The organism is Aurantiacibacter aquimixticola, assembly GCF_003605475.1.
GTDB lineage: Bacteria > Pseudomonadota > Alphaproteobacteria > Sphingomonadales > Sphingomonadaceae > Alteraurantiacibacter > Alteraurantiacibacter aquimixticola_B.
In genome coordinates this window covers 2,355,382-2,381,505 of record NZ_RAHX01000001.1, presented here as the reverse complement: position 1 = coordinate 2,381,505, position 26,124 = coordinate 2,355,382, and the positions used below count along the sequence as shown (strand labels likewise).

Annotated in this window: 38 protein-coding genes and 1 riboswitch; of the genes, 19 read left to right on the top strand and 19 right to left on the bottom strand. The window is 63.0% G+C overall.

Annotated elements, in window-relative coordinates; translation table 11 throughout:
• Positions 1 to 108: 108 nt before the first annotated feature.
• On the bottom strand, positions 109 to 702 hold the full coding sequence (gene hisB / locus D6201_RS11965) for an imidazoleglycerol-phosphate dehydratase HisB (protein WP_120048977.1): 594 nt from the start codon (positions 700 to 702) through the stop codon (positions 109 to 111).
• 117 nt (positions 703 to 819) lie between these two features.
• Between hisB and D6201_RS11960 the strand changes: the two genes are divergently transcribed.
• From D6201_RS11960 to gmk, 3 genes are read left to right on the top strand one after another with little or no spacing between them, the layout of a single operon-like run.
• Positions 820 to 1,332 (top strand): SspB family protein, encoded by a 513-nt coding sequence (locus D6201_RS11960; protein ID WP_120048976.1) that lies wholly within the window; start codon positions 820 to 822, stop codon positions 1,330 to 1,332.
• Between the two features lie 41 nt (positions 1,333 to 1,373).
• Entirely contained in the window at positions 1,374 to 1,781 is a 408-nt protein-coding gene (locus D6201_RS11955; protein ID WP_120048975.1) for a hypothetical protein, read from the top strand.
• A 52-nt stretch (positions 1,782 to 1,833) separates the two neighbouring features.
• Complete coding sequence (gene gmk, locus D6201_RS11950) at positions 1,834 to 2,472, top strand: guanylate kinase (RefSeq protein ID WP_242447541.1); 639 nt, start codon at positions 1,834 to 1,836, stop codon at positions 2,470 to 2,472.
• Here the strand turns inward: gmk and D6201_RS11945 are convergent, their stop codons facing one another.
• Positions 2,473 to 4,821, bottom strand: a complete 2,349-nt coding sequence (locus D6201_RS11945; protein WP_242447540.1) for a S8 family peptidase — start codon at positions 4,819 to 4,821, stop codon at positions 2,473 to 2,475.
• Positions 4,822 to 5,035: 214 nt separating this feature from the next.
• Here D6201_RS11945 and dapD point away from each other — a divergent pair, with 214 nt between their 5' ends.
• The 8 genes from dapD (at position 5,036) to D6201_RS11905 (ending at position 8,129) form a co-directional block, all read left to right on the top strand.
• Positions 5,036 to 5,875, top strand: coding sequence for a 2,3,4,5-tetrahydropyridine-2,6-dicarboxylate N-succinyltransferase (gene dapD / locus D6201_RS11940; protein WP_120048973.1), 840 nt, complete (start codon positions 5,036 to 5,038; stop codon positions 5,873 to 5,875).
• 99 nt (positions 5,876 to 5,974) lie between these two features.
• Positions 5,975 to 6,289, top strand: a complete 315-nt coding sequence (locus D6201_RS11935; protein WP_120048972.1) for a hypothetical protein — start codon at positions 5,975 to 5,977, stop codon at positions 6,287 to 6,289.
• Positions 6,290 to 6,298: 9 nt separating this feature from the next.
• A complete protein-coding gene (locus tag D6201_RS11930) occupies positions 6,299 to 6,532 on the top strand; it encodes a hypervirulence associated TUDOR domain-containing protein (protein ID WP_120048971.1) in 234 nt (77 codons plus the stop codon).
• Positions 6,532 to 6,726 (top strand): DUF3008 family protein, encoded by a 195-nt coding sequence (locus tag D6201_RS11925; protein WP_120048970.1) that lies wholly within the window; start codon positions 6,532 to 6,534, stop codon positions 6,724 to 6,726. The genes D6201_RS11930 and D6201_RS11925 overlap by 1 nt, the downstream gene beginning before the upstream one ends.
• 9 nt (positions 6,727 to 6,735) lie before the next feature.
• The gene (locus D6201_RS11920; RefSeq protein WP_120048969.1) at positions 6,736 to 7,071 is read left to right on the top strand and encodes a DUF3140 domain-containing protein; all 336 of its coding nucleotides are present in this window, start codon (positions 6,736 to 6,738) and stop codon (positions 7,069 to 7,071) included.
• Positions 7,064 to 7,492, top strand: coding sequence for a DUF1810 domain-containing protein (locus D6201_RS11915; protein ID WP_120048968.1), 429 nt, complete (start codon positions 7,064 to 7,066; stop codon positions 7,490 to 7,492). The genes D6201_RS11920 and D6201_RS11915 overlap by 8 nt, the downstream gene beginning before the upstream one ends.
• A complete protein-coding gene (locus tag D6201_RS11910; protein ID WP_120048967.1) occupies positions 7,489 to 7,728 on the top strand; it encodes a DUF3253 domain-containing protein in 240 nt (79 codons plus the stop codon). The genes D6201_RS11915 and D6201_RS11910 overlap by 4 nt, the downstream gene beginning before the upstream one ends.
• Positions 7,725 to 8,129: a DoxX family protein gene (locus D6201_RS11905; protein WP_120048966.1), complete on the top strand. Its 405-nt coding sequence runs from the start codon at positions 7,725 to 7,727 to the stop codon at positions 8,127 to 8,129. Before D6201_RS11910 ends, D6201_RS11905 begins: the two co-directional genes overlap by 4 nt.
• 63 nt (positions 8,130 to 8,192) lie before the next feature.
• Here the strand turns inward: D6201_RS11905 and D6201_RS11900 are convergent, their stop codons facing one another.
• Entirely contained in the window at positions 8,193 to 8,444 is a 252-nt protein-coding gene (locus D6201_RS11900) for an SWIB/MDM2 domain-containing protein (protein ID WP_199798187.1), read from the bottom strand.
• A 48-nt stretch (positions 8,445 to 8,492) separates the two neighbouring features.
• Positions 8,493 to 9,107: a YbhB/YbcL family Raf kinase inhibitor-like protein gene (locus D6201_RS11895; protein ID WP_120048964.1), complete on the bottom strand. Its 615-nt coding sequence runs from the start codon at positions 9,105 to 9,107 to the stop codon at positions 8,493 to 8,495.
• Positions 9,108 to 9,342: 235 nt separating this feature from the next.
• On the opposite strand from D6201_RS11895, the gene D6201_RS11890 reads away from it, so the two are divergent.
• Positions 9,343 to 10,770 carry a S41 family peptidase gene (locus D6201_RS11890; protein ID WP_120048963.1) on the top strand — a complete coding sequence of 476 codons (1,428 nt, stop codon included), beginning with the start codon at positions 9,343 to 9,345 and terminating at the stop codon, positions 10,768 to 10,770.
• 19 nt (positions 10,771 to 10,789) lie between these two features.
• Here D6201_RS11890 and D6201_RS11885 read toward each other — a convergent pair whose 3' ends face one another.
• Positions 10,790 to 11,221, bottom strand: coding sequence for a COG3650 family protein (locus D6201_RS11885; RefSeq protein WP_120049395.1), 432 nt, complete (start codon positions 11,219 to 11,221; stop codon positions 10,790 to 10,792).
• A gap of 11 nt (positions 11,222 to 11,232) precedes the next feature.
• A complete protein-coding gene (locus D6201_RS11880) occupies positions 11,233 to 11,682 on the bottom strand; it encodes a DUF3429 domain-containing protein (RefSeq protein WP_120048962.1) in 450 nt (149 codons plus the stop codon).
• Positions 11,683 to 11,806: 124 nt separating this feature from the next.
• Between D6201_RS11880 and D6201_RS11875 the strand changes: the two genes are divergently transcribed.
• A complete protein-coding gene (locus D6201_RS11875) occupies positions 11,807 to 12,394 on the top strand; it encodes a hypothetical protein (protein ID WP_120048961.1) in 588 nt (195 codons plus the stop codon).
• A gap of 75 nt (positions 12,395 to 12,469) precedes the next feature.
• Here D6201_RS11875 and D6201_RS11870 read toward each other — a convergent pair whose 3' ends face one another.
• Entirely contained in the window at positions 12,470 to 13,054 is a 585-nt protein-coding gene (locus D6201_RS11870) for a fasciclin domain-containing protein (protein ID WP_120048960.1), read from the bottom strand.
• Positions 13,055 to 13,326: 272 nt separating this feature from the next.
• Between D6201_RS11870 and D6201_RS11865 the strand changes: the two genes are divergently transcribed.
• Together D6201_RS11865 and D6201_RS11860 are read left to right on the top strand one after the other, a co-directional pair.
• A complete protein-coding gene (locus D6201_RS11865) occupies positions 13,327 to 14,550 on the top strand; it encodes an FAD-binding domain-containing protein (RefSeq protein WP_120048959.1) in 1,224 nt (407 codons plus the stop codon).
• A 57-nt stretch (positions 14,551 to 14,607) separates the two neighbouring features.
• Entirely contained in the window at positions 14,608 to 15,045 is a 438-nt protein-coding gene (locus D6201_RS11860; RefSeq protein WP_120048958.1) for a pyridoxamine 5'-phosphate oxidase family protein, read from the top strand.
• Here the strand turns inward: D6201_RS11860 and D6201_RS11855 are convergent.
• On the bottom strand, positions 15,042 to 15,440 hold the full coding sequence (locus D6201_RS11855) for a DUF6491 family protein (RefSeq protein WP_120048957.1): 399 nt from the start codon (positions 15,438 to 15,440) through the stop codon (positions 15,042 to 15,044). The genes D6201_RS11860 and D6201_RS11855 overlap by 4 nt on opposite strands.
• A gap of 288 nt (positions 15,441 to 15,728) precedes the next feature.
• Here D6201_RS11855 and D6201_RS11850 point away from each other — a divergent pair, with 288 nt between their 5' ends.
• Positions 15,729 to 16,058 (top strand): Mpo1-like protein, encoded by a 330-nt coding sequence (locus D6201_RS11850; RefSeq protein ID WP_120048956.1) that lies wholly within the window; start codon positions 15,729 to 15,731, stop codon positions 16,056 to 16,058.
• A 124-nt stretch (positions 16,059 to 16,182) separates the two neighbouring features.
• On the opposite strand, the gene D6201_RS11845 is transcribed toward D6201_RS11850, so the two are convergent.
• Together D6201_RS11845 and D6201_RS11840 are read right to left on the bottom strand one after the other, a co-directional pair.
• Positions 16,183 to 16,527: an HPF/RaiA family ribosome-associated protein gene (locus tag D6201_RS11845; protein ID WP_120048955.1), complete on the bottom strand. Its 345-nt coding sequence runs from the start codon at positions 16,525 to 16,527 to the stop codon at positions 16,183 to 16,185.
• A gap of 392 nt (positions 16,528 to 16,919) precedes the next feature.
• Positions 16,920 to 17,237, bottom strand: a complete 318-nt coding sequence (locus D6201_RS11840) for a LysR family transcriptional regulator (RefSeq protein ID WP_120048954.1) — start codon at positions 17,235 to 17,237, stop codon at positions 16,920 to 16,922.
• 75 nt (positions 17,238 to 17,312) lie between these two features.
• Between D6201_RS11840 and D6201_RS11835 the strand changes: the two genes are divergently transcribed.
• Both D6201_RS11835 and D6201_RS11830 read left to right on the top strand, forming a co-directional pair.
• Positions 17,313 to 17,789 (top strand): YaiI/YqxD family protein, encoded by a 477-nt coding sequence (locus D6201_RS11835; RefSeq protein WP_120048953.1) that lies wholly within the window; start codon positions 17,313 to 17,315, stop codon positions 17,787 to 17,789.
• 66 nt (positions 17,790 to 17,855) lie between these two features.
• Positions 17,856 to 18,506, top strand: a complete 651-nt coding sequence (locus D6201_RS11830; RefSeq protein WP_242447539.1) for a DUF2726 domain-containing protein — start codon at positions 17,856 to 17,858, stop codon at positions 18,504 to 18,506.
• Between the two features lie 129 nt (positions 18,507 to 18,635).
• Here the strand turns inward: D6201_RS11830 and D6201_RS11825 are convergent, their stop codons facing one another.
• From D6201_RS11825 to D6201_RS11790, 9 genes are all read right to left on the bottom strand, one after another.
• Complete coding sequence (locus D6201_RS11825) at positions 18,636 to 18,842, bottom strand: hypothetical protein (RefSeq protein ID WP_133304013.1); 207 nt, start codon at positions 18,840 to 18,842, stop codon at positions 18,636 to 18,638.
• Positions 18,843 to 18,915: 73 nt separating this feature from the next.
• Complete coding sequence (locus tag D6201_RS12855) at positions 18,916 to 19,323, bottom strand: hypothetical protein (protein WP_133304012.1); 408 nt, start codon at positions 19,321 to 19,323, stop codon at positions 18,916 to 18,918.
• Positions 19,320 to 19,691: a hypothetical protein gene (locus D6201_RS11820; RefSeq protein WP_120048951.1), complete on the bottom strand. Its 372-nt coding sequence runs from the start codon at positions 19,689 to 19,691 to the stop codon at positions 19,320 to 19,322. Before D6201_RS11820 ends, D6201_RS12855 begins: the two co-directional genes overlap by 4 nt.
• Before the next feature lie 144 nt (positions 19,692 to 19,835).
• A complete protein-coding gene (locus tag D6201_RS11815) occupies positions 19,836 to 20,240 on the bottom strand; it encodes a DUF4304 domain-containing protein (protein WP_165853553.1) in 405 nt (134 codons plus the stop codon).
• 14 nt (positions 20,241 to 20,254) lie between these two features.
• Positions 20,255 to 22,132: a phosphomethylpyrimidine synthase ThiC gene (gene thiC / locus D6201_RS11810; RefSeq protein WP_120048949.1), complete on the bottom strand. Its 1,878-nt coding sequence runs from the start codon at positions 22,130 to 22,132 to the stop codon at positions 20,255 to 20,257.
• Positions 22,133 to 22,166: 34 nt separating this feature from the next.
• A riboswitch (TPP riboswitch) is annotated at positions 22,167 to 22,272 on the bottom strand.
• Between the two features lie 70 nt (positions 22,273 to 22,342).
• Positions 22,343 to 22,759 carry a hypothetical protein gene (locus D6201_RS11805; protein WP_120048948.1) on the bottom strand — a complete coding sequence of 139 codons (417 nt, stop codon included), beginning with the start codon at positions 22,757 to 22,759 and terminating at the stop codon, positions 22,343 to 22,345.
• Positions 22,760 to 22,769: 10 nt separating this feature from the next.
• A complete protein-coding gene (locus D6201_RS11800; protein WP_120048947.1) occupies positions 22,770 to 23,111 on the bottom strand; it encodes a hypothetical protein in 342 nt (113 codons plus the stop codon).
• A gap of 61 nt (positions 23,112 to 23,172) precedes the next feature.
• Positions 23,173 to 23,664 (bottom strand): helix-turn-helix domain-containing protein, encoded by a 492-nt coding sequence (locus tag D6201_RS11795; protein WP_277949494.1) that lies wholly within the window; start codon positions 23,662 to 23,664, stop codon positions 23,173 to 23,175.
• A gap of 98 nt (positions 23,665 to 23,762) precedes the next feature.
• Positions 23,763 to 24,359, bottom strand: coding sequence for a DUF2585 domain-containing protein (locus tag D6201_RS11790; RefSeq protein WP_120048945.1), 597 nt, complete (start codon positions 24,357 to 24,359; stop codon positions 23,763 to 23,765).
• A 145-nt stretch (positions 24,360 to 24,504) separates the two neighbouring features.
• On the opposite strand from D6201_RS11790, the gene D6201_RS11785 reads away from it, so the two are divergent.
• A complete protein-coding gene (locus D6201_RS11785; RefSeq protein WP_120048944.1) occupies positions 24,505 to 26,109 on the top strand; it encodes an AbgT family transporter in 1,605 nt (534 codons plus the stop codon).
• The last annotated feature ends 15 nt before the right edge of the window (positions 26,110 to 26,124 follow it).

The following is a 26,124-nucleotide window of genomic DNA, read 5'->3' as shown; positions in this document are numbered from 1 at the left end:
AATGCGCAGCAACCGCAAGGGCGACTGCCCGCCCGCAGCGGGGCCGCAGCAAAGCGAAGGCCGTCTAGCGAGGACGCGCGCCCGGATGGGCGTGCGGGAAACGAACACTCAACCACCGAGCTGTCCCTTGGTGCTCGGCACGGCGTCGCCTTTGCGCGGGTCGAGCTCGACAGCCTGACGCATGGCGCGCGCGAAACCCTTGTAGAGCGCTTCGCAGATATGGTGATTGTTGCTGCCGTAGAGCACCTGACAATGCAGCGTCAGCCCGGCGCTCTGGGCAACCGAATGGAACCAGTGCTCGATCAGCTCGGTATCCCACTCGCCCAGCTTTTCTTGCGTGAAGCGCGCTTTCCAGACGAGGTAGGGCCGTCCCGAGATATCGAGCACGACGCGCGCGAGCGTCTCGTCCATCGGCGAGTGCGCTTCGCCATATCGGCCGATCCCGCCCTTGTCGCCCAGAGCATCCGCCAGCGCCTGGCCCAGGGCGATGGCGCTGTCCTCGGTCGTGTGGTGCTGGTCGATATGCAGGTCGCCATCCACCTTCAGCTTCACGTCGATCAGCGAGTGGCGGCTGAATTGCTCGACCATGTGATCGAGAAAGCCGATCCCCGTCGACACATCGTAGCTGCCCGTCCCGTCGAGATCGACCTCGACGAGAATATCGGTTTCCTTGGTCTTTCGCTCTATCCGGCCTTTGCGCATGGCAGGAGCCTATAGGCGGACCGTCGCAGGGCGCAAGCGGCCAAAAGGCGTGGGAGAACGTCGCTTTCGCTCCGATTGTCGCTTGACCTGCCTTTCGCGCAGCGCCACCTAAACCGCATGAGCGACGATACGCCCGACAGCCTGATCCCATACGACGAAATCGTGCAGGAAGCGCTGCGCGCCGTGGTCGGCCGCGTGTTGCGCCAAGTGGAACAGAACGGCGCGACCCTGCCGGGCAGCCACCATTTCTATATCACGTTCAAGACCGCTGCGACTGGCGTGGACATCCCCGCCACGCTGCATGAACGCTTCCCCGATGAGATGACGATCGTCCTGCAGAACAAGTTCTGGGATCTCAACGTCACCGACACCGGCTTTTCGGTGGGGCTCAGCTTCAACCAGATCCCGTCCAAGCTTTCGATCCCCTTTTCCGCCATCACCGCTTTCGTTGATCCCGCGGTCGATTTCGGCCTACAATTCCAGGCCGCTGTCGAGGACGCGGAGCCTGCCGAGCACGAAGATGCGCAGAATGACGGCAGCGCCGAAGCGGAACAAGGCGGCGCGGCGGACATTGCCACCAGTGAAGACGGCTCCAATGTCGTCACGGTCGATTTCGGCCGCAAGAAATAGGCGGACGCCTTCGCGCGCCCGCTGCAAGAGGGGCGCTGCCGATGCCGAAAGCCAATCATCTCACCGATCGCATCGCCGATGCGATGAACGACGATTCCGCCGAGACCATGCCGGGCCCCAGCCCGAACCCCGCCACCAACCTGCTGATCTACAATATCCTGCTACGCGGTGTGGGTCGGCTGTCCCGCCAGACGGTCGAGAAGGCCTTGCTGGGCCGTAAATACGGCAAGGATTTCGCCAAGGATGCGGTCGAGAATCGCTCTTTGCTCCATGCCGTGGCCGCCTATGGCGTCACCAAATATGCAACCAAGTCGGTGCCCGGTTTCCTGCTGGTATCGACGGGCCTGCTTGCCAAGACCCTGTTCGATCGCAGCCAGGGCCGCCGCGCCGCGATCAGATCCGGTCAGAAGACGCTCGAAAAACAGGCTGATCCCGACTCGGCGATCTAGGGGCGATCACGCAACACTTGATTTCGGTCTTGCCGATGGGCCAACAGCGCGCATGGCCGATCAGGAAAGCCTTCACCGCCGCGGACTCATGTTCATCCTCTCGTCACCCTCCGGAGCGGGGAAGACGACGATTGCGCGCCGACTACTGGCCGAAGACGGCGCGATCGCCATGTCGGTGTCCGTCACGACGCGCCCGCCCAGGCCGGGCGAAGTCGATGGCAAAGACTATCATTTCGTGTCCGAAGCCGCGTTCCACCAGATGGTGGGGGATGGCGAACTGCTCGAATGGGCCGAAGTTTTCGGCAACCACTACGGCACGCCCAAGTCGCATATCAAAGCCGGCCTCAAGGACGGGCGAGATTTTCTGTTCGATATCGACTGGCAAGGCACGCAGCAGCTTTACCAGCGCATGGAAGTGGACGTCGTGCGCGTCTTCCTCCTGCCGCCCAGCATCGCCGCGCTCGAGCAGCGGCTGCGCTGCCGGGGAACGGACAGCGATGCGGTGATCGAGGGGCGGATGGCGCGGGCCCGCAGCGAAATAAGCCATTGGGACGGTTACGACTTCGTGGTCGTGAATGACGATATCGACGATTGCTTTGAAAAGGTCCGCACGATCCTCAATGCAGAGCGCATGCGCCGCGCCCGCCAGACTGGCCTCGTCGATTTTACCCGAGACCTGATGCGGCCCTGATCAGAATCTGCGCGACCAGCGCAGCGCCACGCCTGCATCGGCTGGCGCTTCGACAAAATGGCCGGGCTGGTGGCGGTAGAACAGGCTCGCCGCCGCGCCGCCGCCGAAGAGCCGCCCGCGCCAGGCCAGTTCGCCGACAAGTTCTCGCCCATCGGGAGACAGAGCAAGCGAACGGATTGCATATGCATCGGGCGCTTCGGTCACATAACTGTAACTACTCGGCAGGCGCAGATTGAGCGCGCCTTCCGTGACGCGCAAGGGTTGGGACAGGCGCAGGGCGATCGTGTCGTCCCGCGTAACAAAGCCGCTGCGCTCGGCATCCACACTCCAGCCGAGGCTGGTTAGCCCGGAACCCTCGCCCAAGAGCGGTGCATCACGCAGCGTCGTCGAACCGCGACGCAAGGATGCGCCGAGCCGCACCCGCTCCGCCGCCTGCCAGCCGATATCGAGATCGGCGAACAGCGTATCGCTTCCGGCAAGGCCGAAGCCTTCATGGAAGCGCGCGCCGAGCAGGGTACGGTCCTCCGCCGTCCAATTCAGGCCGAACGCCGCATCGAAATCGCCGAACCGGCGGTCGGCCGCCAGAGCGAAGCTGCGCATGTCCTCGTCAAGCCGCTGCCCGCGCAATTGCGCTGCCCGCTGCACGGCACCCGCCGTCCATGTCGAGCCGGTTTGCGCGCTGACGGTGAAACCCCAGGGGCCGAGCTGACGACGCAAGGCCACGCTCGCATCGCTGCCCGCCAGCATTCCCGTATCGAGGCTGCCACGACCGGCAATCATGAAAGCGGGCCGCTCTTGGCCCTGCAATCCGGCGACGATGCCGTCCGCTCCGTCGCGATAGCCGAAAGCAAATTGCGTTTCGGGCGACAATTTCAGCGCCAGCCGCGCCGCCAGGACGCGCGCGCTTTCGGCATCTTCGCTGCTAAGCCGCAAGGCCTGCGCGCGCGGCGGCTCACGCCCGGTCGCATCGATAGTGAAAGCGACGCTCGCCGGGCCGGCGCTGCCGGACAGAGCGCGAGTCGACTGGCCCACGGCACCCTGCAGGCGCGGGCGCTGGTCAGCACCGCGCAGCGTGCCACCAAGGTCGGTCTCGAAGGCGCGCGCATAGCGGTCCGTGATCAGTGTGGGTAGCGAGACGCGCGTGAGTGCGTCGCCCATGGCAGGCGAAGCTATGCCCGCACCGTCGGCCAGTGCGAAAGCGGTCGGCTGCCCGGCAATCGCCGTGGCACCGATCGGCTGGAACGCCGCCGCAATATCGAGAATGCCGCGCCCGAACACCGCATCTGATCCCGGATCGCCCGCATCGAAGGCGCTTTCGAGCAGGATCTCCGCAATCTCCCGACCGGTCAGATTGGGGAATGCCTGCGCCAGCAATGCGGCGGCCCCGGCCACTTGCGGGGAGGCGAAGCTTGTACCGGAGAACAGATAGACGAAGCCTTCGTCGTCCACGAAGATGTCGCCATCCTGCTGGACGCAGCAGATCGTTTCTCCGCGTGCGGTCAGATAATATTGCTGGTTGGACCCGGCGCGATTGGTGAAGTCGGAAATCTCGTAATTCTCGTCGACCGACCCGATGACAAGCACGCCGCCATCGCCGGCATTGCCAATCGTCCGCCCGAAATTCTGCAACTGGGGCAGGCCGTCATTGCCCGACGCCACGACGATGAGGACGCCTGCATCCACCGCCGCGCGAACCGAATTGCGCAGTTGGTTCGTGATGAAGCCTTCACCGCCGAGAGAGATGTTCACGACTTTGGCGCCGTTCGCCACGGCGTAGTCGATCGATTGCGCGATGGCGGAATCGAAGAACTGGCAGTCCGTCGTCGGGTCTTCGGGATTGTCGCCGCCGCAGGTTCCGGGCTGATCGGCGCGGATGGCTAGGAGTGTGGAATCGTAAGCGATGCCCAGAATGCCATTGCCGTTGCGCGCCGCAGCCGCGACGATGGAAACGTTTGTCCCGTGATCATCCGGACCTTCGACCGGGCGGCTGTCGAAGATGTCTTTCGAGGCAGGCGAGATGCGACCGCCGAATTCCCGGCTATCAGGGTCGATGCCGGTGTCGATGACGGCGATCGTCACGCCATCGCCCGTATGTCCCGCGGCCCACGCGCTCGCCGCATTGTGCTGGCCCGGTCCGTCCGAGCGTCGGAACTCGCGTGTGTTGAATGTCGACGGAACTGACTGGACCGGAAAGCCAGCCGTAGTCGGCGTAGGTGTGGGCGTTGGCGTTGGCGTCGGAGTGGGTGTCGGCGTTGGAGTCGGGGCGGGCGCAGGACGCGGCTGGCTGACGATCGGCCCGCCGCCTCCACCGCCGCATGCCGCCACCAGAGCAAGCGCAGCCGCGGCCACACCGCAGCGCAAGGCTCTGCCTCCAGATCTGTACGCTCGTCGTCCCAAATGCGATCCCTTCTTTGCGAAGGGTATGCCCACCTTCTCCATAATCCTAGCTTAACGAGTCTTTCCAACCAGCCAGATCGGCAATGGTTGCAGCGGCCTTGTGCCGCATCGCCGCGCGCGCTAGCCGCCCTCGCATCGACCCATCGCGCATTAAGGGAGCGACCGCATGTCCGACCAATTGATCTCCGGTATCGAGCAGGCGTGGGAAGCGCGCGGCGACGTCACGCCGGACAGCACCGAAGTCCGCAATCTCGTGGACCAGGCGCTCGCCCTGCTGGACAGCGGCGAAGAACGCGTCGCGGAGCCGGATGGCCAAGGCGGCTGGAAAGTCAATCAATGGCTGAAGAAGGCCGTCCTGCTGTCTTTCCGCCTCAACGACAACCGCGTGATGGAAGGTGGCTCTGCCGGGCAGCCTGCCTTCGACAAGGTGCCCTCCAAATTCGAAGGTTGGGACGAAGCACGTTTCCGCCAGGCCGGTTTCCGCGTGGTGCCGGGTGCGGTGGCGCGCCAGGGCAGCTACATCGCGCGCAATACGGTGCTGATGCCCAGCTTTGTGAATATCGGCGCCCATGTCGATGAAGGCACGATGGTCGACACCTGGGCAACTGTTGGAAGCTGCGCACAGATTGGCAGGAACGTGCACATTTCCGGCGGTGCGGGCATTGGCGGCGTGCTCGAACCATTGCAGGCGGATCCGGTAATCATTGGCGACAGGGCGTTCATCGGCGCGCGTAGCGAAGTGGCCGAGGGTGTGCGCGTAGGCGAAGGCGCGGTGCTGTCCATGGGCGTCTATCTCGGCGCATCGACCAAGATCGTGGACCGGCAGACCGGCGAAGTGCGTCGCGGCGAAGTGCCGCCCTACGCGGTCGTCGTCCCTGGTGCGCTGCCCGGCAAGCCGCTTCCCGACGGCTCGCCGGGGCCGAGCCTGTATTGCGCGGTGATCGTCAAAACGGTGGACGCGCAGACCCGCTCGAAGACAGGCATCAACGAATTGCTGCGCGACTAGCGCTGTATCCCAGCATTCGGGCGGGTTTGCGGAACTTTCCCCAGCCCGGCCCGTATCGACAATCAAGGATCGTAACGTAAGGCAAAGGCGGAAATAGCGATGAGTTACAAGAAGGGCGACGAAATCCATATCGAGGACGATGAGGCCACGGGCGCTTCCAAGGAAGGCGTGGTGCGCTGGGTTCTCGGGATCAGCCTGCTTGCCGCCATCGCATTTCTTTCCTTCATCTGGATTTTCGGCGCGCTTTCGCAGGGCGATGTCGAGGAAGAGATCACGATGTCGGGCAACCGCGATTCCGTCGACGGCGAAAGCTCGATCGACCCGGTGTTGACCGATAGCGACAACGATCCTGCCGATCTCGATGCCGCTGACGACGAAATGCAGGACGGGCTGGACATAATCGAAAACGAATAGGAGCCCGTCATGAGCGATTCCAACAGCTATCAAACCGACCAGTACGTCAAATGGAACTGGGGCAATGGCGAAGGCCATGGCCAGATCAAGGAACGCTTCGAGCGCGAAGTGACCAGGACATTGCAAGGCACGGAGGTCACGAAGGAAGGCGACGAGGACAATCCCGCCTACCTGATCAAGCAGGACGATGGCGACGAAGTGTTGAAGCGCGGCTCCGAATTGTCCGACTGGGACAAGGACTGATGCCCGAAGCGAAGAGCAAGGCCCAGCAACAGGCCGCCGGCGCAGCGCTGGCGGCCAAGCGCGGGGAGCAGGACAAATCGGACCTGCAAGGCGCTTCCAAGCAGATGTATGAAAGCATGTCGGAAGACGAGCTCGAAAAGATGGCCTCGACCGATCGCGAAGATTTGCCCGACACCGTCGATGGCGACGATTGAGCGGACAAGATGGACCGGAACGAGAAAGATGAGATCTACGACGAGTTCTACGACTGCGTGAACATGCAGCCGAAAGAACTCGAGGAATGGCTCGAGACCGAAGAGTCCAAGTCTGTCGGCGATAGCGACGATGGCGAGAGCACCGGACACAAGTCCGGCCGCCGCATCGTGGAGATCAAGCGCACGAACAAGGACGAACTGACCGAAGACCAGTTCGAGCATATGAACAAGGTCACCAACTACATCAGTCGTCACCTTGCCCAGCGGCCCGATGGCGATGTCGAAGATACCGACTGGCGCTATTCCCTGATGAACTGGGGTCACGATCCGCTGAAGGATGACTGACCGCCACGACCTCGCCCGCTTCGTGCGTGCGCAGGCAGGGATTTACGACACCGCCCTCGCGGAATGGCAGCAGGGCGAAAAGCGCAGCCACTGGATGTGGTATGTCTTCCCGCAAATCGTCGGCTTGGGCCGCAGCGAGAATGCGCGGACCTATGCCATCGCAGACCCGAATGAGGCAGCAGCGTATGTCTCTCACGACATACTCGGAAAAAGGCTGCGGGAGAGCGCCGACGCTGTGCTCGAATGGGCGGGTCGAAAGACTGCAACCGGCATTTTCGGTCCTGCCGGCGCGCTCAAGCTTCGCAGCTCCATGACGCTTTTCGAGACCGTCGCGCCCACCGACGAGCGCTTCGGCCGCGTCCTGCACGGCTTTTTCGGCGGTAAACGCGATCCGGCGACTTCGAAACGGCTGGCAGGATGAGCGAGGCCGAGCGCGCGATCCTGGCGCTATTGCAGGATCGCGGTCCGAGAAAAACGATTTGCCCGAGCGAAGCGGCGCGCCATCTGGCTGGACTGGACGGTGACTGGCGTTCGCATATGCCCGGTATTCACGATGCCGTCCGCAAACTGGCGGCCAACGGTCGCGTTTCCCTGAGCTGGAAAGGGCGGCCGAAAGACGCGCCAATCGGTCCTTACCGCATCGGGCAAGTCCGATGATCCGATCGGCCTTGCGGTACCTTCTCGCAGCTTTTTATGCCCTTGCCGGCTATCGTCACCTTGTGGATCCCGAACCGTTTCTGAAGATTACGCCGGGCTGGGTGCCGTGGCCCGAACAGGCCGTGCTGCTGACCGGCATCGCCGAGATTCTCGGCGCGGCGGCCCTCGCCCAGCCTTACTCCCGTCGGCTCATGCAGGCGGGCGGTATCGGGCTGGCGCTTTACGCGCTGTGCGTCTGGCCCGCCAATGTGAACCATCTGCTTATGGATGCCGCGCGCGAAGATGGCGGATGGGGCCTGGCCTATCATGTCCCGCGAATGGTGGCGCAGCCTGTGCTCATCTGGCTGGCGCTCTGGACCAGCCTAACAATCGACTGGCCATTCGCGCGAGTGCCGCGCTGAAACAAAAGCGGGCGGGAGGCCCGAAAGCCGCCCGCCCGCCAGAAATAAAGCTCGAAAGAGCGATCAGCTCATGTGCTTGGAGACGGCACCCGTCATCTTGAACATGGAGATCTGCTCTTTGCCGATCACCGCGCCCAGCTTGTCGTCCGGGTTGATCATCCGCTTGTCCTTGGAATCCTGCAGGTTGTTGGCCTTGATGTGATCCCACACCTTGCTGGTCACCTGCGCGCGGGTCATCGGACCCTTGCCGACGACGTTCTCCAGCTGCGGCGACAGGGTCACCGGCTTGTTGAGCGCATTGTTCTTGGCAGCCATATTCATATTCCTTTCAGTCGAAAATGCCGGTTTTCGGCATAGCACCGGTCAGTTGTCGTCGTCGCTATCGTCCCAGTCGTAATCCCCGCCTTCTTCGCGGGCGTAAGTCGCTGTAATCAAGGCCAGAGCGGTCACATGGCCTTCCATTGCGGCGACGAGCTCTTCCCGGCTCGCCCCCGGCATGAGGGTGAGTGGCAGGTCGAGCGCGAAGAGCTGGAAGACGTAATCGTGCGGTTTATCGCCCGTCGGCGGGTCCGGCAGCAGCCATTCGGAGTTGCCGAACGCGTTCTTGCCGACACGCGGAGGCGCCTCACCCTCCAGTATCTGTCCCTTCTGCGCCGGAAGGCCCCAGACGAGCCAATGGCAGAAGGGCTCACCGGTCTGGAAATCGGCATCCTCGACGATCAAAACCAATTCCTGTGTCCCGGGCGGCGGCGATGTCCATTCGACCGGCGGCGCAACGGCATCTTCCTCGTCCGCAGTAAAGCAGGGATCGAGCTCGCCGCGATCGCGAAAGGCGGCTGAGGAGATGGCGAGACCGCCCTTGCCGATGATTTCAGCCGAGCCGAGGCTGGCGGCGACGAGTTTCGCATGACCGGGGCCGAGCTTTTCGGCATCCTTGCCGAGCGCCTTGGCAAGCCAGTCTGGTGCGGTGTCGGGCATCGGTTTCCTCTTGTACGATCAAGCGCCGAAACGACGCATTTACGGATAGGTTGCGAATGCTGTGCCGTGTGGCCGGTGCGATTGCAAGCGGCTGCCGCGTTCAGCCTGTCGAAGGAATGTGCCTGCCATGTCCGTGAGCAGACAGGGACCATGGGCCGCACTTGCGTGTCGACGCTCCCGGCGATAGGATAAGTGTTCAATCGGTTCGCAAACCTACCTGAAAAGACGATATTTTATGCGCACTTCGAAGACCGCTCTGACGCTCGCCTGCGCTGCAATGCTCGCTTCCTGCGGTGGTGGTGGCTCCAGCCCCACTCCACAGCCGACAAGCGGTGGTGGCGGCAGCGGAGGCACAGCTGGATGCGCCCTCGCGGATCGCAAGGACTTTGTCCTCGGCGTGCTGAACGAGTGGTATCTCTTCCCCGATCTTCTCGACACCAGCGTGAACCAGTCGTCCTTCAACGACTTGCAGGACTATATCGACGCGCTGGTAGCCCCGGCGCGTGCGCAGGAGAAGGATCGCTTCTTCACTTACGTCACTTCGAAGACGGAAGAGGAGGAATTCTTCGAGACCGGCGGGACGGCAGGCTTTGGCTTCCGCCTCGGCTACGACACACCCAACCGCCGCGTCTTCGTGATCGAGACCTTCGAAGGAACGGCTGCACTCGGCGCGAATATCGATCGCGGATCGGAATTGCTGGCCATCGGGACATCCTCGTCCAGCTTGCAGACCGTCAATTCGCTGATGGCGACCGGCGGGCCGCGCGCTGTCTCCGACGCCCTCGGTCCGAGCAATGCCGGCGTGTCGCGCGTGCTGCGAGTGCGGGACCAGGATGACGTCGAGCGCGAGGTCACAGTAAGCAAGACCGACTACGCGCTTGATCCGGTTTCCGATCGCTATGGCGCGCAAATCATCAATGATGGCGGCAAGCAGGTCGGGTATCTCAACCTGCGGACCTTCTCGGTCGAGTCTGCCGATCCCGACCTCCGCGCCGCCTTTGCCGATTTCCGTGCGGCGGGCGTAAGCGAGCTGATCATCGACTTTCGGTACAATGGCGGTGGCCGCATCAGCATCGCGGAATTGATGGGTGACCTGATGGGTGTCGACCTGTCCGGCGAAATCTTCAACGAAGTCGCGTGGCGAGAATCGAAGTCGAGCCGTAACAGCATTTCTCGCTTCGCCCCGACCAGCAATTCCATCCGACCGACAAAGATCGCCTTCATCGGCACGGGCTCCACGGCCTCTGCCAGTGAAATGGTTCTCAATGGCATGCAGCCATGGACGGAAGTGGCGCTGATCGGTGAAAACACCTTCGGCAAGCCAGTGGGACAATCGGCATTCGATCTGACCGATGGCGATTGCGACGACCGTTTCCGCGCCGTCACCATCCAGCTGGAAAACGCCAACGGCAATGGTGAATATTTCCGCGGACTGGCGGCGACGGTGCCTAATTCCTGCCGCGCCAATGACGACATCTCCTTCCAGATGGGAGATCCGCGCGAGCAGATGACGGCGACGGCGCTCGATTATCTGGCCGGCCGCAGCTGCACGTCGATCTCGGTGGGCACGGCAGGCACGCAATCGGTGATCGATAGCGGCGTACTGACGCCGCGCCTCGACGAGCGCACTCCCGCCCAGCACGAAGTGCCCGGCCTGTTCTGACGGTGTACCGGGCGGGCCGCTATGGCTCGCCCAATTCGTCAATGCCTTCGCGCCAGGCGCAGCCGCTCAACGTCTCGCGGCCGAGCGCGACGCTTGCGTGGAAGGGATAACGCCGGTCGCTCATCGTGTCGGAGCATTCGCCAGGCGTAATGGCGATATCGATGGACCGGCCTTCGATCATCCCGCTAAACGAGACCCCGCCGCGACCGGCGAAGCGATCCACCGGCACGGCCGCGCCGTCCATGTCCTCCGGCGTGGTCCAGGTCAGCGTGCCATCGGCGATCGTACCGCCCCAGAACGGCTCGTTCCCGGCGATGCGGATCGTCGCATCTTCTGCAATCCCGCCATAGGGCGACATGTCGTCCGTATCGCCAGGGACGGTGTCTGCGCCGCCCGAACAGGCGGAAAGAGTCAAAAAGGCCAGCATCACCAAGGTCGGACTGGATCGCATTTTCGCCTCCTTCACGCCGCTGCCAGGGCGAGCGTCGCCAGCCCCAAGCCAAGTGACAACGGCACGCGCAGCCGCATCCACCAGCCGGGCCGAATGGTCGCCATTCGCGCATCGACCAGCGGGCTCAACAAGATGCCCACGCCGAGCACAATCAGCGACGGCCCCGGCCAGGTCTGGCCGAACACCCATGGCAAATAAGTCGCAAGTGCGATCATGCTTGGCGTGATCGCAGCGATCCAGATCCAGGCAGGCGCACGTCGCGCTTCGTCGGGGGAGCCAGCGGCGAGGCCCCACCACATGCCGCCGAGGAACGTGAAGATCAGCGCCGCATAGGCCCAGCCCACCGCCAGACCTGTCCAGCGCCATTCCGCTCCGCCGAACCAGACGGCGACGACGCAGGCGAGTTGCGGCAGCAGGCCTGCAAGGCCGAGCCATTTCGCAAGAGGAGGTAAATTGCTCATCGGTTGATCCCGCTAGCGCCGCAAAACGCCTTTGGCCAGCCGGCCTTAAGGTCCGCGCTCCCGGAACCTGCCGCCACGGCAAGGCGTTGAAAATGCAAACGCAGTTCAGAACCGGAGTACGGATATGAAAGTCTCGCCCTGGATTCTGGGCGCCGCCGTAATTGTGCCCGTCGCAGGCGCACTGGCAGGCTCCAATATCGGCACGGATCCGATCATCGTCGAGGATGCAGATATTTCAGCATCGCTTCCCGACGGCGAACCCATCGAGATCGTCGATGCCGCTCCGCAAACGCGCGACCGGATGCCCGATCATTACGCGATGGAAACGCCTGAAGGGCGCGTCGAAGTCGAGGAACTGGCCTGGAGGGGTCGCTATGCGGAGCGAGCGGTACGCATCGATGCGTACGATGCAGCTTCCGAAGCGGAGATGGCGGCAATCGACGCTGAACTGGCCGCCTTGGAAGATCCGAGCCGTCAGGCCGTAATGCTCAACGCCCAGCAGCCGCGCATCGATCCTGCCGACCGGCGCGCAGTGCAGGCACCCTCGCCCGCGCGTGAACCGCAGATTGCGAATTATGCGGCGATGGAACGGCAGGCCATGCGCGAGCGTGCCGCCATGCAAAGCGAAGGTGCGGCCCGACAATCTGCGCCGCGAGAGCAAGCGGCCTCGCGCGCACGCACCATCGAAGTCGAAGCTATCCTCACGCAATAGTCGCGATGTCTTGAGCGCATAAGAAAAGGGCGGACCTGCTGGGCCCGCCCTTACTTTCCTCGAAGTGCTCGCGCGTTACTGCGGCATGAGCACCGAATCGATGGCGTGGATGATGCCATTGGAGGCGTCCACATCCGTCTGAACGACAGTAGCGGTATTGCCGGCCGCATCGGTCAGAATGACGTTTCCGCCATCGACGGTTGCAGTCAGTTCCGCACCGTTGACGGTGGTAATCGTGTAGCCACCTTCACCCGCCTCGGTAATGGCCTGCGTCAGCGCTTCGGCGTTCGTCTCGCCTTCCACGACATGATAGGTCAGAATGCCGGTGAGTTGCTCGCGACCTTCTTCGCTCATCAACTGTTCCATCGTTGCCGGATCGACCGCTTCGAAAGCGGAATTGGTGGGCGCGAAAACAGTGTAAGGCCCTTCGCCCGACAGCGTTTCGCCGAGTTCAGCGGTCTGGACGGCGCTCACGAGGGTCGAAAAATCTCCGTTCCCCTGTGCAACTTCTACGATCGTACCCGGCTGGTTTTCGTCTACCGACGTACCATCGGCCATGGTGGCCTCGTCATCCATCGTGGTGTCTTCGGTGGCGGTGTCGCCGCAAGCGACCAGAGCGAGACTGGCGGCAGAGGCAAGCGCGATTGTGAACTTCTTCATGAGGGTATCCTTGCAATTCATACTGGCGAACGGCTGGCCGCATGCCGCGGCCCTGTTTCGACCGCCCGTTCGCCATATCAACGGGGCGCATGGCCACTTGTTCCAATTATGGCAGGATTATGGCCTAAAGACCGTGGAATCGCCAGATTGTCGCAGTTTCCGTCGCACCCTAGTCGTTTTTCGTCACATTGTGTCGCGTCTCATAAATGCCGAACCACTGTCACCCAAAGTTTCGCAAGGAACCATGGGACCGATCCCCTCATTGCTTCCACATGCAGCATGATCCCTCTCGCAGCGCCGGGCTTGCCCGCCTCGACTCCTTCGTGCCGCGCGCCGCCCGGCAATACGCCGACACGCGCAATCACGATCGTGGCGAAGGGCGCGACAACGTCTCGCAGCTCTCGCCCTGGCTGCATGCCGGCCTGATTTCCGAACACGAGGTGCTCGAAGGCGTCTTGGCGCAGCACCCGCGCGGAAGTGCGGAAAAGTTCATCAGCGAAGTGTTCTGGCGCGTCTATTTCAAAGGCTATCTCGAACAGCACCCATCGATCTGGCGCGCCTATTGCGAGGGTCGCGATGCAGCCTTTCGCGATCTGGACGCGAATTCCGGCGTCGCGACGGCATATCGGGAGGCGATAGAGGGCCGCACGGGGATTGAAGCGTTCGATCATTGGGCGCGCGAATTGGCGGAGACAGGCTACCTGCACAATCACGCGCGGATGTGGTTCGCCAGCATCTGGATCTTCACGCTGAAGCTGAACTGGCACTTGGGCGCGGACTTCTTCCTGCGCCATCTGATGGATGGCGATGCGGCTTCCAACACGTTGAGCTGGCGCTGGGTCGCCGGGCTGCACACCAAGGGCAAGACCTATCTTGCGCGGGCGGGCAACATTGCGCGCTACACCGCCGAGCATCCGGACGGCCCGTTCGCAGCGGATGGTCTTGCCGACGAAGCACAGGCGCTGGATGAGGACACAGAGCACCAGCGCACCGATCTCGACCTCCCGGAACCGCTCGGCCAGAGCGAACTGCACGAGCCCTACGCGCTGCTCCTCCACGATGAAGCCGCGAGCCACGAGCCGCTGGGATTGGCCGCTCCACCATCGCTGATCGTCGGCGCGGCGCGGCCCGATGCGCGGTCTCTCCGCCCCGTCGGCGAGCACGCACGCAATTTCGCACTCGGCGCAGTACGCAACGGAATGGCGGCAGCGCGTACCGCTTTCGGATGCGAAGCAGCCGAATGGGACACCGAAGGTCAGCTGGGCGACATTTTGCGCGCTGCGGGGGCGACGAGGCTCGTTATGCCCTTCCTCCCGACAGGCTGGACCCGCGATGCACTCTGGCCGGACTTATTACCGCTCGCTGACGATGGCCGGCTGACCCAGTTTCTGCCTGATCTTCAGCGTCAGACATTCCCGCAGGCCCGCGCGGGCTTCTTCCGCGTCCGTAAGGCGATTCCCGATGTGTTGCAGATAGTCGGCCTGCCCACGGGTTAGGAACAGGTCTCCACATTCGCGGGTTGGCTTTGCAGACCATCACCGAAAGGCGCTATCATGTCCGATGCCAAATCCTCCCGCTCGATCGCCGACATTGCCGAGCGCTTCAAATCCATCGACGTTTGCATGCTCGTCACCAAGACGGGCCCCGATGCCGCAATCGCTGCCCGGCCGATGTCCAACAATGGCGACGTCTCGAAAGGCGATGGCACCACCTTTCATTTCGCCACCGACGATGGCCGCATAGACGACGATCTGAAGCGCAGCCCGCAATGCGGTGCCACCTACAGCCACGGCGAGTTCTACGGCTCGGTGCAGGGCGTGGCGAAGCTGATCCGTGATCGCAACGTCATGGAAGAGCATTGGGTCGACGAGCTCGAGAAGTGGTTCGAGAACGGCCTCGACACCGATGGCCTCGTCCTGATCGAGGTCAATCCGCAGCGCATCGCCTGGTGGGAAGGCCGCGAGCAGGGCGAACTCACGCCGGGCGGCTAGTCCTTCGGCACGCGGCCCAGCACCCGCACCGGGCACTGCCCGAAATCCTGGGCGATGCGCGACGGCACGATCAGCGTTTCGAGATCGCCGGTGCAGATGCTGCCGATGGTGCGCTGCGACAGCGCCGCGCGCAGGCTGAAGTCGAGCTCCGGGCACGGCCCCGTCGTTTCCAGCACGAAGCGTTCGTCCAGCCCCGTATCGAGGAAGATGCGCTGTCGGCCATAGGCGGCGTCGGGCGCTGCCGAGTAGCCGCGCACCTCCCTCTGTATGAAGCAGCTGCGGCTCGTGTCCAACTGGGCCAGCAGCGGATCGTCTTGCGCGCTCTCGGCGGGCGGCGTCTGCGCACAGGCGGTGAGCGCGAGGGTGGCGGCGATGGGCATGGCGATACGGATCATGGAGCGTCTCCTACCATCCATCAGCGCGCCTGCGCCCGCCCGGTTCCGCCCGCCGCACGCCGCACACGCTTCGCACCACCGCTCTGGTGTCATCGCGCATAGAGGCGCATCACCTTCGCCAAGCAGCCATGCATGCGGACCGGGTGCCCGACCATCCCCGGTCCTCGAGCCCGCCGGACAGCGGGTAGCGCCAGGCATGGCGGTAGATCGCACCAGCGCCACCAGGCCTGGTGCGATCCTCGTTTCAGGCCCTTGCGCCGCGCCGCGCTTTGCCGCAGCATAGCCCGCATGGCCCAGCGCTACGCCACCTTTGCCGAGTTCTGGCCCTTCTACCTGCGCGAGCACTCCAGGCCGCGCACGCGGGCGCTGCACTACATCGGCACCACGCTGGTCTTGGCCGTCGCCGTGTTCGCGCTGGCGAGCGGGCGGCTGTGGTGGCTGCTCGCCATGCCGGTGGCGGGCTACCTCTTCGCCTGGCTCGCCCACTTCACCGTGGAGCGCAATCGCCCGGCCACCTTCACCTACCCGCTCTGGAGCCTGGCTGCGGACTTCCGCATGTGGTGGCTCTGGCTGACGGGGCGGCTGAAGCCCGAGTTGAAGCGCGCCGGAGTGAGGTAGTCTGCTTGTCTCATGCGAGCGCCTCCGCGCTCTCGTCCTCGGCGCTGTTCCCTCCGCTCCGCTGCGGGGCACCTGCGGGCGGCCATTCGGCCTTGCCTCGCTTCGCTCGGAGGTCTTCCTCTCCCTACAGCACCTTCTCGGGCCGGGGGTCGTGCTTGTGCTTGTCTTCCTTGCCGAAGTGCCGTTCCAGCCGCTGCGCGAGCGTTCCGGCCGCCTGCCGCGCCGCAGCGTCGACTTTGCTGGCCTTGCCCGTCACGCCGATCGGCTTGCCGCCGCGCGGGCGCGCCTCGATCGTGCAGGACTTGTCGTCCGGCCCGTGCTTGGCCCCGTTCTCGTCACGCACATGGATCTCGATCCGGGTCAGCCGATCCTCGAACCGGGCGAGCCGTTCGCGCACGGCGGCCTCGATCCGCGCGGCGACGTCCTGGTCGCCGGTGACGGTGTGATCGGTGTTGAACTGGACCTGCATTTGGGGGAGCCTCCTGGCTGTGTTGCGTGTCTGCCTGAAACGGCGGGAGAGGCCCTCCGGTTCCGCCAGGCGTCCCCACAATCGGCGACCCGATCCGAAGCGCACCAGCGGCGCGAGGCAAGGCCGACTGGCCGCCCGGAGGTGCCCCGCAGCGTAGCGGAGGGAACAGCACCGAGGACGAAGCCGCGGATGCGGCTTGGCAAGCCAAAGGGTGTTACAAGTGGCACAGTGTCCAGAGCGAAAAACGCGCATTTGTGACCCTTGCAGGCCGATAGTGTGACCTTCCGTCCGAAAACCGTGACCATGCGGGCCGAAAGCGTGACCTTTGCCCTCCCGATCTGTCACCCGACCGGCGAAAAACCTGTGACCTTTGGCGCGGCGAAGTGTCACCCTTACAGCCCCTGCCTGTCACCCTGTTTCGGAGGCCGCGCGGGCGGCAGCGGGCGCGGGTCGAGCAACGGGTGCGGCGCGTGCGCGCGCAGCCGCTCCACCTCCCGCATCATCGCCGCATCCGCCATCGCCATGTTCCACCCTTGCGCGAATGTTGGTGCGCGAGCGCGCAGGCGATAGGCCGATTTGCGGCTCATCCCCACGGTTCGCGCCGCGCGCGAGACATTGCCGTGAACGGCAAGCTCCTTGAGGAAAGTGGTGGCCTTGGCGCCGGTCCAGCGAGGGGCGGGCGCGGTTTGGTGTGATGTGTGCTGTGTCATCCGGCAGGATGAGGCATAGTTGGAGGCATGTAGGAAAGTTTTGCCGCGCCGCCCCCTTGCGCTAGCGAGCGGGCCATGACCGCGCCAACCATACTCGTCGATGCCGATGCCTGCCCGGTGAAAGAGGAAATCTACCGCGTCGCCGCGCGCCACAAGGCGCATGTCCGCGTGGTCAGCAACAGCCCCTTCCGCGTGCCGGTGAGCGAGCGGGTGAAGCGCGTGGTGGTCGGCGACGGCTTCGACGCCGCAGACGACTGGATTGCCGAGAATGCAGGCGAGCGCAGCGTGGTGATCACCGCCGACATCCTCCTCGCCGAGCGCTGCTTGAAAGCAGGCGCCGTGGTGCTGCGCCACGACGGCCGCGAATTCGACGCCGCGAGCATCGGCAGCGCCATCGCCACCCGCGCGATCATGGAAGACCTGCGCGCCGGGATGGACGGAGCGGGAGGCGGCCCGCCGCCGTTCAGCAAGGCGGACCGGTCGAACTTCCTGCATGCGCTGGACCGGGTGTTGGTGGGGTTGGGGCGGAGTAAGGCCGATCTGGCGAAGTAGGAAAGTCAAAAGGATTTCCCGATAGATAGGCTGCGCAATCCAATCTTGGCTTGAGGGGAGCCTCACATGTTTGAAACACTTTTCGCTGGCGCAATGTCCAAAGAAGTCATTTTCGTCGGCGTAATGGCGCTCATCGTTTTCTTCGTCACCGAATGGAGCAAGGCGGGAAAGAAGAAAGGCGGTCGCGGCCGCTCGGCCAATTATCGCAAAGGCGGCAATCGCGGATGGAACGGCAAAAAGTCGTCTAAACTTACAAACGCCGCTGACCAGCTCGAAATCGTGATGGGGGCGGACTTCAAGCCCCGCCCGCTTCTCAATCGCCCTGAAGCCTCTGTGTTCAAGGCGCTGGACGATGCAGTGATCGGGCGCAATCCGCGCTGGCAAGTGATGGCCCAGGTTTCGCTGGGCGAATTCCTCGCCTCGCCGGACCGCGAGGCCTATGGATGCGTCAATTCCAAACGCGTCGATTTCGCTCTAATGGACGAAAATTGCCGCGTCGTTCATGCCATCGAATATCAGGGTAAGGGTCACCACCGAGGCAACGCCGCCGCACGCGATGCCGTGAAGAAAGAGGCGCTGCGCAAAGCAGGCATCGGTTACCACGAAGTGGTGGCGGGGCACACGACGCCGAGCGAATTGCGGGCGCTGGTCGACAAGCTGGTCCCGGCGGGCATGGGCTCCGGCCCGATCGAGCAGTTCGGTCGCAAAGCTGGCTGATCGAGAACGCCTGCGGACACTCCATGCCGAGCGAACTCAGGGCGCTGGTTGAGAGGTTGGTTTCGGCGGGTTAGACATGGAAGATGGTGCTCAGATTTTAACCACCAAAGACCATCAAATCAGCTACTCTTATTCTTCGTGATGAGGTTCATCGCCGCCATCATCATTCCTGTCGTACCGCCTGTCAGTGACGATACCGATCGCTCCGTAGAGGCTCGCCAAACCCGCGCTGACATTGAAGAAAGCATCGAGATACCACTCAATATGGTCGGGCGTGGGACCATTAAGGTGTGAGAGCGCGACAAGTAGTAAGGCTCCACTGAAACCTTTCCGCATGCGGAATGGCAAACGTTGGACTAAGTCCCCGATCGGTTTGAGAAAGTCCCCCACGTCCAATGCAAGCTATCGGTCAATTGACAAGCAGAGCAAAGGCAAGCAGCACTGCAGCCAGAGCCGCCATTACAGAACTTCCCAGCACCATTGCTGCGGCGGCTACGACAAAAGCCACGAGCACGGCGCCCCCGACGATCTTCGACTTGCTATCGTCTCTAGATGACACTGATGCCAAAGTACGAGCGCGATCGACAGATTTCGTACCTTTAATCAATTTCGTATGCCTCGAACCATCGATGACGCCAGCTTGCGCAGGAAAGACGCTTATCGAAACTACCCTATGAGCTTTGATCGTAGGCAAAAGCAGGTCGTGACGCGCAATCGGACTCCGACGAATTTCCATTGGTTCTGTGATGGAACGCCAACGGTTTACATCGACGGTTGGCGCACTAGTCGCATAAGGCTGAGATAAAGTGGCTGTCATTCCCGCTCCTCCTCCGAACTCTCAATGCGGCCATTAAGATTATCAGCCATCCTCTGTAATAGGCCAGCAAGTTCTTGGATCATCTCAGGATCGAGCATCACAGTAGTTTCGAGTTGCCTCATAACTCCGTCGAGGCTTTCAATGACCACTTCCTGGCCGAGAGTGACTTCCGGGCCATCACCGCTATCCAAAATGGGCCGGGACGTGACCTTGGGTATGACACCTCTTTCATTATAGAACGTCAGCGCAGCGTAGCCTTTTGGCGTCGAACTCGCGGTTGCGCCGTCTGCATGGATCGTCCTGTATAAAGGGGATTTTTGATAATGGAACCGAACTTCGGTTTCGGTTGTCGCCTTGCCCTCAGACACTGCTCACTCCAATAATTGTTTGCCGTGATTTAGGCGAGCTTGGCCAAGAATGCAATTCGCGCAACGCCCTCACTCCTTCGGCAAATCCAACTTCTCGCTCATCGGACAACGCACACACGCGCGCCCCGACGCGTACCGCAGGCATCAGCCCTTGCTTCCATCGCCCAGTACAGCCAGCCGGTCGACGAGCGCCCAGACTTCGTCGCGGTCGAGTTCTGCGGACACTTCCTTCGCTACCTCGTCGGCATCGCGGTCGGCGAAGGCGTACCAGTGATCGCCCCAGTTCACGCGCAGTTCGGAGCCGAGGCGGTGTCGTTCCCTCGTATGCGAGACTTTCGCTTTCGCGGCGGGGATGTGCTTGCCGTGGAAGTCGAAGCCGTCTTCCGCCACGCGGCCGATCTCCACGACGAAACTGCCTCCGCCCGAGCGATACTGGAAGCAGAGCAGGTCCACCGCCCCGCTGCGGCTGCGGCGGAAATGCGGCATGGAGCCGGCGAAGCCGAGCGCACGCAGTTTCGGTAAGACATGCGCCTTAAGCGCGGCCTCCATGTCCGCGCGGCTGCTCACTCGTCGGCGGGGACGTAGAGGTCGCCGCCTTCTTTGTACCGCCGCGACATCTCCTCCATCCCCTCTTCCGCGTTCTCGCGCGCTTCGGGCGGGGTCTCGCGTTTGATGTTTTCGCTCGCGAGATAGCTGTCCGAGTTCTGCTTCGCCGCGAAGTCGCGCACTTCCTGCGTGATCTTCATCGAGCAGAATTTGGGGCCGCACATGGAGCAGAAGTGGGCGGTCTTGGCGCCTTCTGCCGGGAGGGTCTGGTCGTGATATTGCTCGGCCGTGTCGGGGTCCAGTGACAGGTTGAACTGGTCGCGCCAGCGGAATTCGAAGCGGGCCTTGGACAGCGCGTCGTCGCGGACCTTGGCGGCCGGGTGGCCCTTGGCGAGGTCGGCGGCGTGGGCTGCTAGCTTGTAGGTCACCACGCCCACTTTCACATCGTCACGGTCGGGCAGGCCGAGATGTTCCTTGGGCGTGACGTAGCAGAGCATCGCGGTGCCGTACCAGCCGATCTGCGCCGCGCCGATGCCGCTGGTGATGTGGTCGTATCCCGGCGCGATATCGGTGACGAGCGGGCCGAGCGTGTAGAAGGGCGCTTCGCCGCACGCCTCCAGCTGCTTGTCCATATTCTCCTTGATCTTGTGCATCGGCACGTGGCCGGGGCCTTCGATCATCACCTGCACGTCCTGCTCCCAGGCGCGCTTGGTCAGCTCGCCCAGCGTGTAGAGCTCGGCAAACTGCGCCTCGTCATTGGCGTCGGCGATGGAGCCGGGGCGCAGGCCGTCGCCCAGCGAATAGGCAATGTCGTAGGCCTTGCAGATCTCGGTGATCTCGTCGAACTTCTCGTAGAGGAAGCTCTCCTTGTGGTGGGAGAGGCACCATTTCGCCATGATCGATCCGCCGCGCGACACGATGCCGGTCACGCGCTTGGCGGTCATCGGGACATAGGGCAGGCGCACGCCGGCGTGGATGGTGAAATAGTCGACGCCCTGTTCGGCCTGTTCGATCAGCGTGTCGCGGAAGATTTCCCAGGTGAGGTCTTCGGCAATCCCGCCGACCTTTTCCAGCGCCTGGTAGATCGGCACGGTGCCAATGGGGACGGGGCTGTTGCGGATGATCCATTCGCGCGTGTCGTGGATGTTGCGGCCTGTGCTGAGGTCCATGACGGTGTCCGCGCCCCAGCGGATCGACCAGACCATCTTGTCGACCTCGTTCGCCACGTCACTCGCCACGGCGGAATTGCCGATATTGGCGTTGATCTTGACCAGGAAATTGCGCCCGATCGCCATCGGCTCGCATTCAGGGTGGTTGACGTTGGAGGGGATGATCGCCCGCCCGCGCGCCACTTCGTCCCGTACGAATTCGGGGGTGACATAATCGGGGATTTCCGCGCCCCATGACTGGCCGCCATCGCGGTCGACGTCCTTCAGCGCCGCGCGGCCGAGATTCTCGCGCTCGGCGACATATTCCATCTCTGGCGTGATGATGCCCGCCCGCGCGTAGTGCATCTGGCTGAGGTTCTTGCCCGGCTTCGCCCGCAGAACGCGCCTGGCGACATTGGGGAAAGCGGGGACGCCGCCCGAGCGATCGGGTCCGAGCTGGCCATTGTCCTCCGGCTTGATCTCGCGAGCGTCGTATTCCTCCACATCGCCGCGTTCGAGCTGCCACTCGCGGCGCAGCGCAGCGAGGCCGGCTCGGATGTCGATCTTGGCTTCGGGGTCGGTGTAAGGTCCGGAGGTGTCGTACACCCGCACCGGCGGCTCGCCAGCGCTGGGTTCCAGGTCGATCTCGCGCATGGCCACCTTGCGGTCACCCACGTGAATCTTGCGGCTGCCGCGGATAGGCCCGGTGGTAACGCCGATTTCGAATTGCGAGTTGATGTCGGCCATATGCGCTCTCTCCAGTGGGCGGAGCGGGATTACGGGCGCGGATTGCAGCCCTTCCCTCCGCCCGTGCTAACGGGTTCAGGTTCGACGGGTCGGCGGACTTGAACCGCCCTCTCAGCCTCATGGCTCCCCGGGGATGCGAACGGGTGTAGGCGCGGGTGACGGGATAGTCCAGCTATCGGTCCGCTCCGGCGCAGCAAAGCGAGTCGAAGGCTAAGTCTCTTTAGTTCCGGTAAACCGGTCTTGTAACAAACCGACGGCCATAAGGGTCAGCGCCACCACTGCCCAGAAGCCGCCGATCAGGTCGAGACGGAAGATATGGAACGGCACAAAAAGTGACGCGCCGGCAAGCACGCAAATTGCCGCCTGAATGCCGACAAACCAGATCGGCCAATGTCGCTCACTCCACATTGCATAATGACCGAATGCCGCGAGCAGCATGACGTCAATAACGGCGACGAGCATCGAGGCCGTTTGCAACGCAAAAAGCCCATTTGCCATTCCAGTTGCGAAAGCTGCACCGCAGATGGCGAGGATCATCTTCCTATCGCCAGAGTCTCCCGCTCGCCATCCCAAAGCTATCGCTCCCAAGAGATAGGTCCAGAAGGCGAGCAGGAAGATATCTGTCATTTCACTCTTTTCAGGCGTCGATTTTGGCCTCGGCAGGCTGCGTCGAGTGACCACGCTCCAGCGGGGGACACCCGAATCCGGTTTCTCGCAAATTCGACCTGCGCTGGATAGCCGTCAGTTCGCGCGTTGCCGTTGCCATATCGGCGCGACTGCCGATGACGCCATTCAGACTTTCTCCGGCCTTCGCAAGTGCAGTCTGCGCCGTAGCGATAGGCAAGTTCGACGCTTTGCTGACCTCGACGATGCTCGCACACAAGGTCGCGAGCTGTGCGACGGCCTTGTCGATCGCATCGACCGATGCGCTGGTGTCTCCGGCGATGACCTGAGCCGCAGTCTTTTCGATTTTGTGCATTGATATTCCTTCCAAACCGCGCCCGAAATTGGGCGGGAACGGCAAGGAGCCGCAAAGCAGCTCACGGCGCCAACTCAACCAAACCGAAAATGGATAGAATAAGGATGCAGGTGAGCATGAGCGCCAGAATTCCGATACGAACGACCCAACCCAATCGGACTTTCCGCGGAGCCGCATTCCGAGAGCCGCCTATTGGCGGCAAGAACGGCCACCTTTCAACGGCCTCGGAAGTTTTGTCTGCAGCGGCATCGCTTTCTTCGAGAAGCTCGCTTTCCGACGGCGAGGATGGCGATTGCAACATGAAAGCCGCTCGCTCGTCAGCAGAATTATTCCTGGACTGTTCGGCCTGCTCGAGGTCGACAAAGCGTGCGACAGCACCCAGTCTGTTGCTCGCTCCCAGCGTTTCGATTGCGGTAGCGATGTGCTGTTCGACGGTGCGATGCGAAATTCCAAGAGCACGGGCGATTTCCTTGGCCGTCTGCCCTTCGGCGACCAAGGTCATGCATTCACGCTGCCGTCGTGTGAGCTGGGATGGGGTATCGGATACGACCACCGGAATACTATATCCGAAATGGACCTAAATCACCAAGGTAGCCCTTGGGTCTGCGTGCAGTGCGCCGGCCTCCCGTCAAAATCGGCGGCTGAAACCCATCAATGCACCCCGCCCGCCGCCTGCCATTCCGCAATCGCCTCTATCGGGAACAGCAGCATGATGACATTGAGCGTCAGATTGTCGCGCACGACCAGCGCGGCGACCAATTCGCCGATCAGCGCAAGCGCCACGGTAACGCGCACCGGCAGCCGCAAAGCGAGCCAGAATCCGAACGCCATCCAGCCGATATCGGCGGCGGAATTCAGCACGCTGTCGCCCGAATAGCCGAAATTCGCGGTGACATCGCGGAAGCGGTTGATGACCATTTGCGTATTTTCGAGAATCTCCCACGCGCTTTCCAGCGCCACCGCCAGCACGATGCCCCAGCGCGCGCCGTGTTCGCCGCCCCACCCCTGCCGCACGAACAACCACCAGCCGAGCGCGTAGAAGATCATGCCGTGAATGATGTGGCTGGGCGTGTACCAGTCGGCGATATGCTGGCTGTTCCCCGCATCGTTGATCTGGCCGTGCCACAGCTTCACATAGCCGCATTCGCAGATCGGCGGACGGCCCATTGCGAGCAGGACGAGCACTGCTGCGACGGCGATGGCGAGCGAAAGGATGGCGGCGCGACGATCCGGAACGAGTTTGCCCATGGCATGCGAGGCTAGCGGCGGCGCGCCGGCTGACAAGGGCGCGGGCAAACGAGTCAGAGGATAGAAAGGTGCGAGCCTTGAGTATGCGCGCCAGCACGCTAGGCAGTCACGCCTGAAACCTCTCACCCGCACCAAGGCCATCCGCATGACCGAATTCCCCGCCTCCGCCCAGCAATATGACCGTGGCAAGCGCAACGCCTTCACCCGCTTCCTCGACGGGGTGGAGTGGCTCGGCAATCTGCTGCCGCATCCGGTCACGCTGTTCGCGCTGCTCGCGATCGGTATCGTGCTGCTCAGCGGTCTGTTCGGCTGGCTTGGCGTGGCGGTGGCCGATCCGCGGCCTGCGGGCGCGGCGAATGTGGCGGAGGATGGGATGATCCGCGCGGTCAGCCTGATGGATGGCGACGGGGTACGGCGCATCTTCACCGGGCTGGTCGATAATTTCACCGGCTTTGCGCCGCTGGGGGTGGTGCTGGTCGCCATGCTCGGCGTGGGCGTGGCGGAGAAGTCCGGCCTGCTGAGCGCGGCGGTTCGCAGCCTCGTCATGGGCGCGCCGCCCAAGCTGGTGACGGTCGCCATCGTGTTCGCGGGCATCATCTCCAACACCGCGTCCGAAGTCGGCTATGTCGTGCTGATCCCGCTGGGCGGCGCGATCTATTACGCGCTCGGCCGCCATCCGCTGGCGGGCATGGCGGCGGCGTTTGCAGGCGTATCGGGCGGCTATTCGGCGAACCTGCTGATCGGCACGATCGACCCGCTGCTGGCCGGTATCACGCAGGAAGCGGCGCAGCTGATCGACCCCGAATACACCGTGCTGGCGACGGCGAACTGGTATTTCATGTTCGTCTCCACCTTCCTCGTCGCCATCATCGGTTCGCTGGTGAGCATCTATATCGTCGAGCCAAAACTCGGGCCTTACGATGCGAGCAAGGCCGACCCCAGCATCCTCGATGATGGCATGATGCAGCCGCTCCAGGACAATGAGCGTAAGGGTCTGCGCTGGGCGGGCATCGCTTTGCTCGGTGTGCTCGGCCTGATGGCGCTGACGCTGGTGCCCGAATGGGGCGTGCTGCGGAATGCGGAGACGGGGGACCGGATGGACAGCCCCTTCTTCGACGGTTTCGTCGTGTGGATCCTCATCTTCTTCATCGCCATCGGCTATGCATACGGCCGCGCGGCGGGGACGATGAAGACCGACCGCGACGTGATCGAGGCGATGTCAGCCGCGCTCGGCGCACTCGGCCTCTATATCGTGCTGGTGTTCGTCGCCGCGCAGTTCGTGGCGTTCTTCGGCTGGACCAATCTGGGCGCGATCACGGCGGTGACGGGCGCGAATTTTCTCGTCGAAACCGGCATGACCGGGCCGACCGTCTTCTTCGCCTTCATCCTGATCTGCGCGATCATCAATCTCTCGCTCGGCAGCGCATCGGCGCAGTGGGCGGTGACGGCGCCGATCTTCGTGCCGATGCTGATGCTGATCGGTTATTCGCCCGAAGCGATCCAGGCCGCCTATCGCATCGGCGACAGCACGACCAATATCATCACCCCGATGATGAGCTATTTCGGTCTGATCCTCGCTTGGGCAACGCGCTACCAGAAGGATCTGGGCGTCGGCACGCTGATCGCAATGATGCTGCCCTACACGATCTTCTTCATCACCGCGTGGAGCCTGTTCTTCTACCTCTGGACATTCGTGTTCGGCCTGCCCGTCGGCCCCGGCTCGCCGACCTATTACACGCCCGCGGGATGAGGGAAGCGGCGCGCC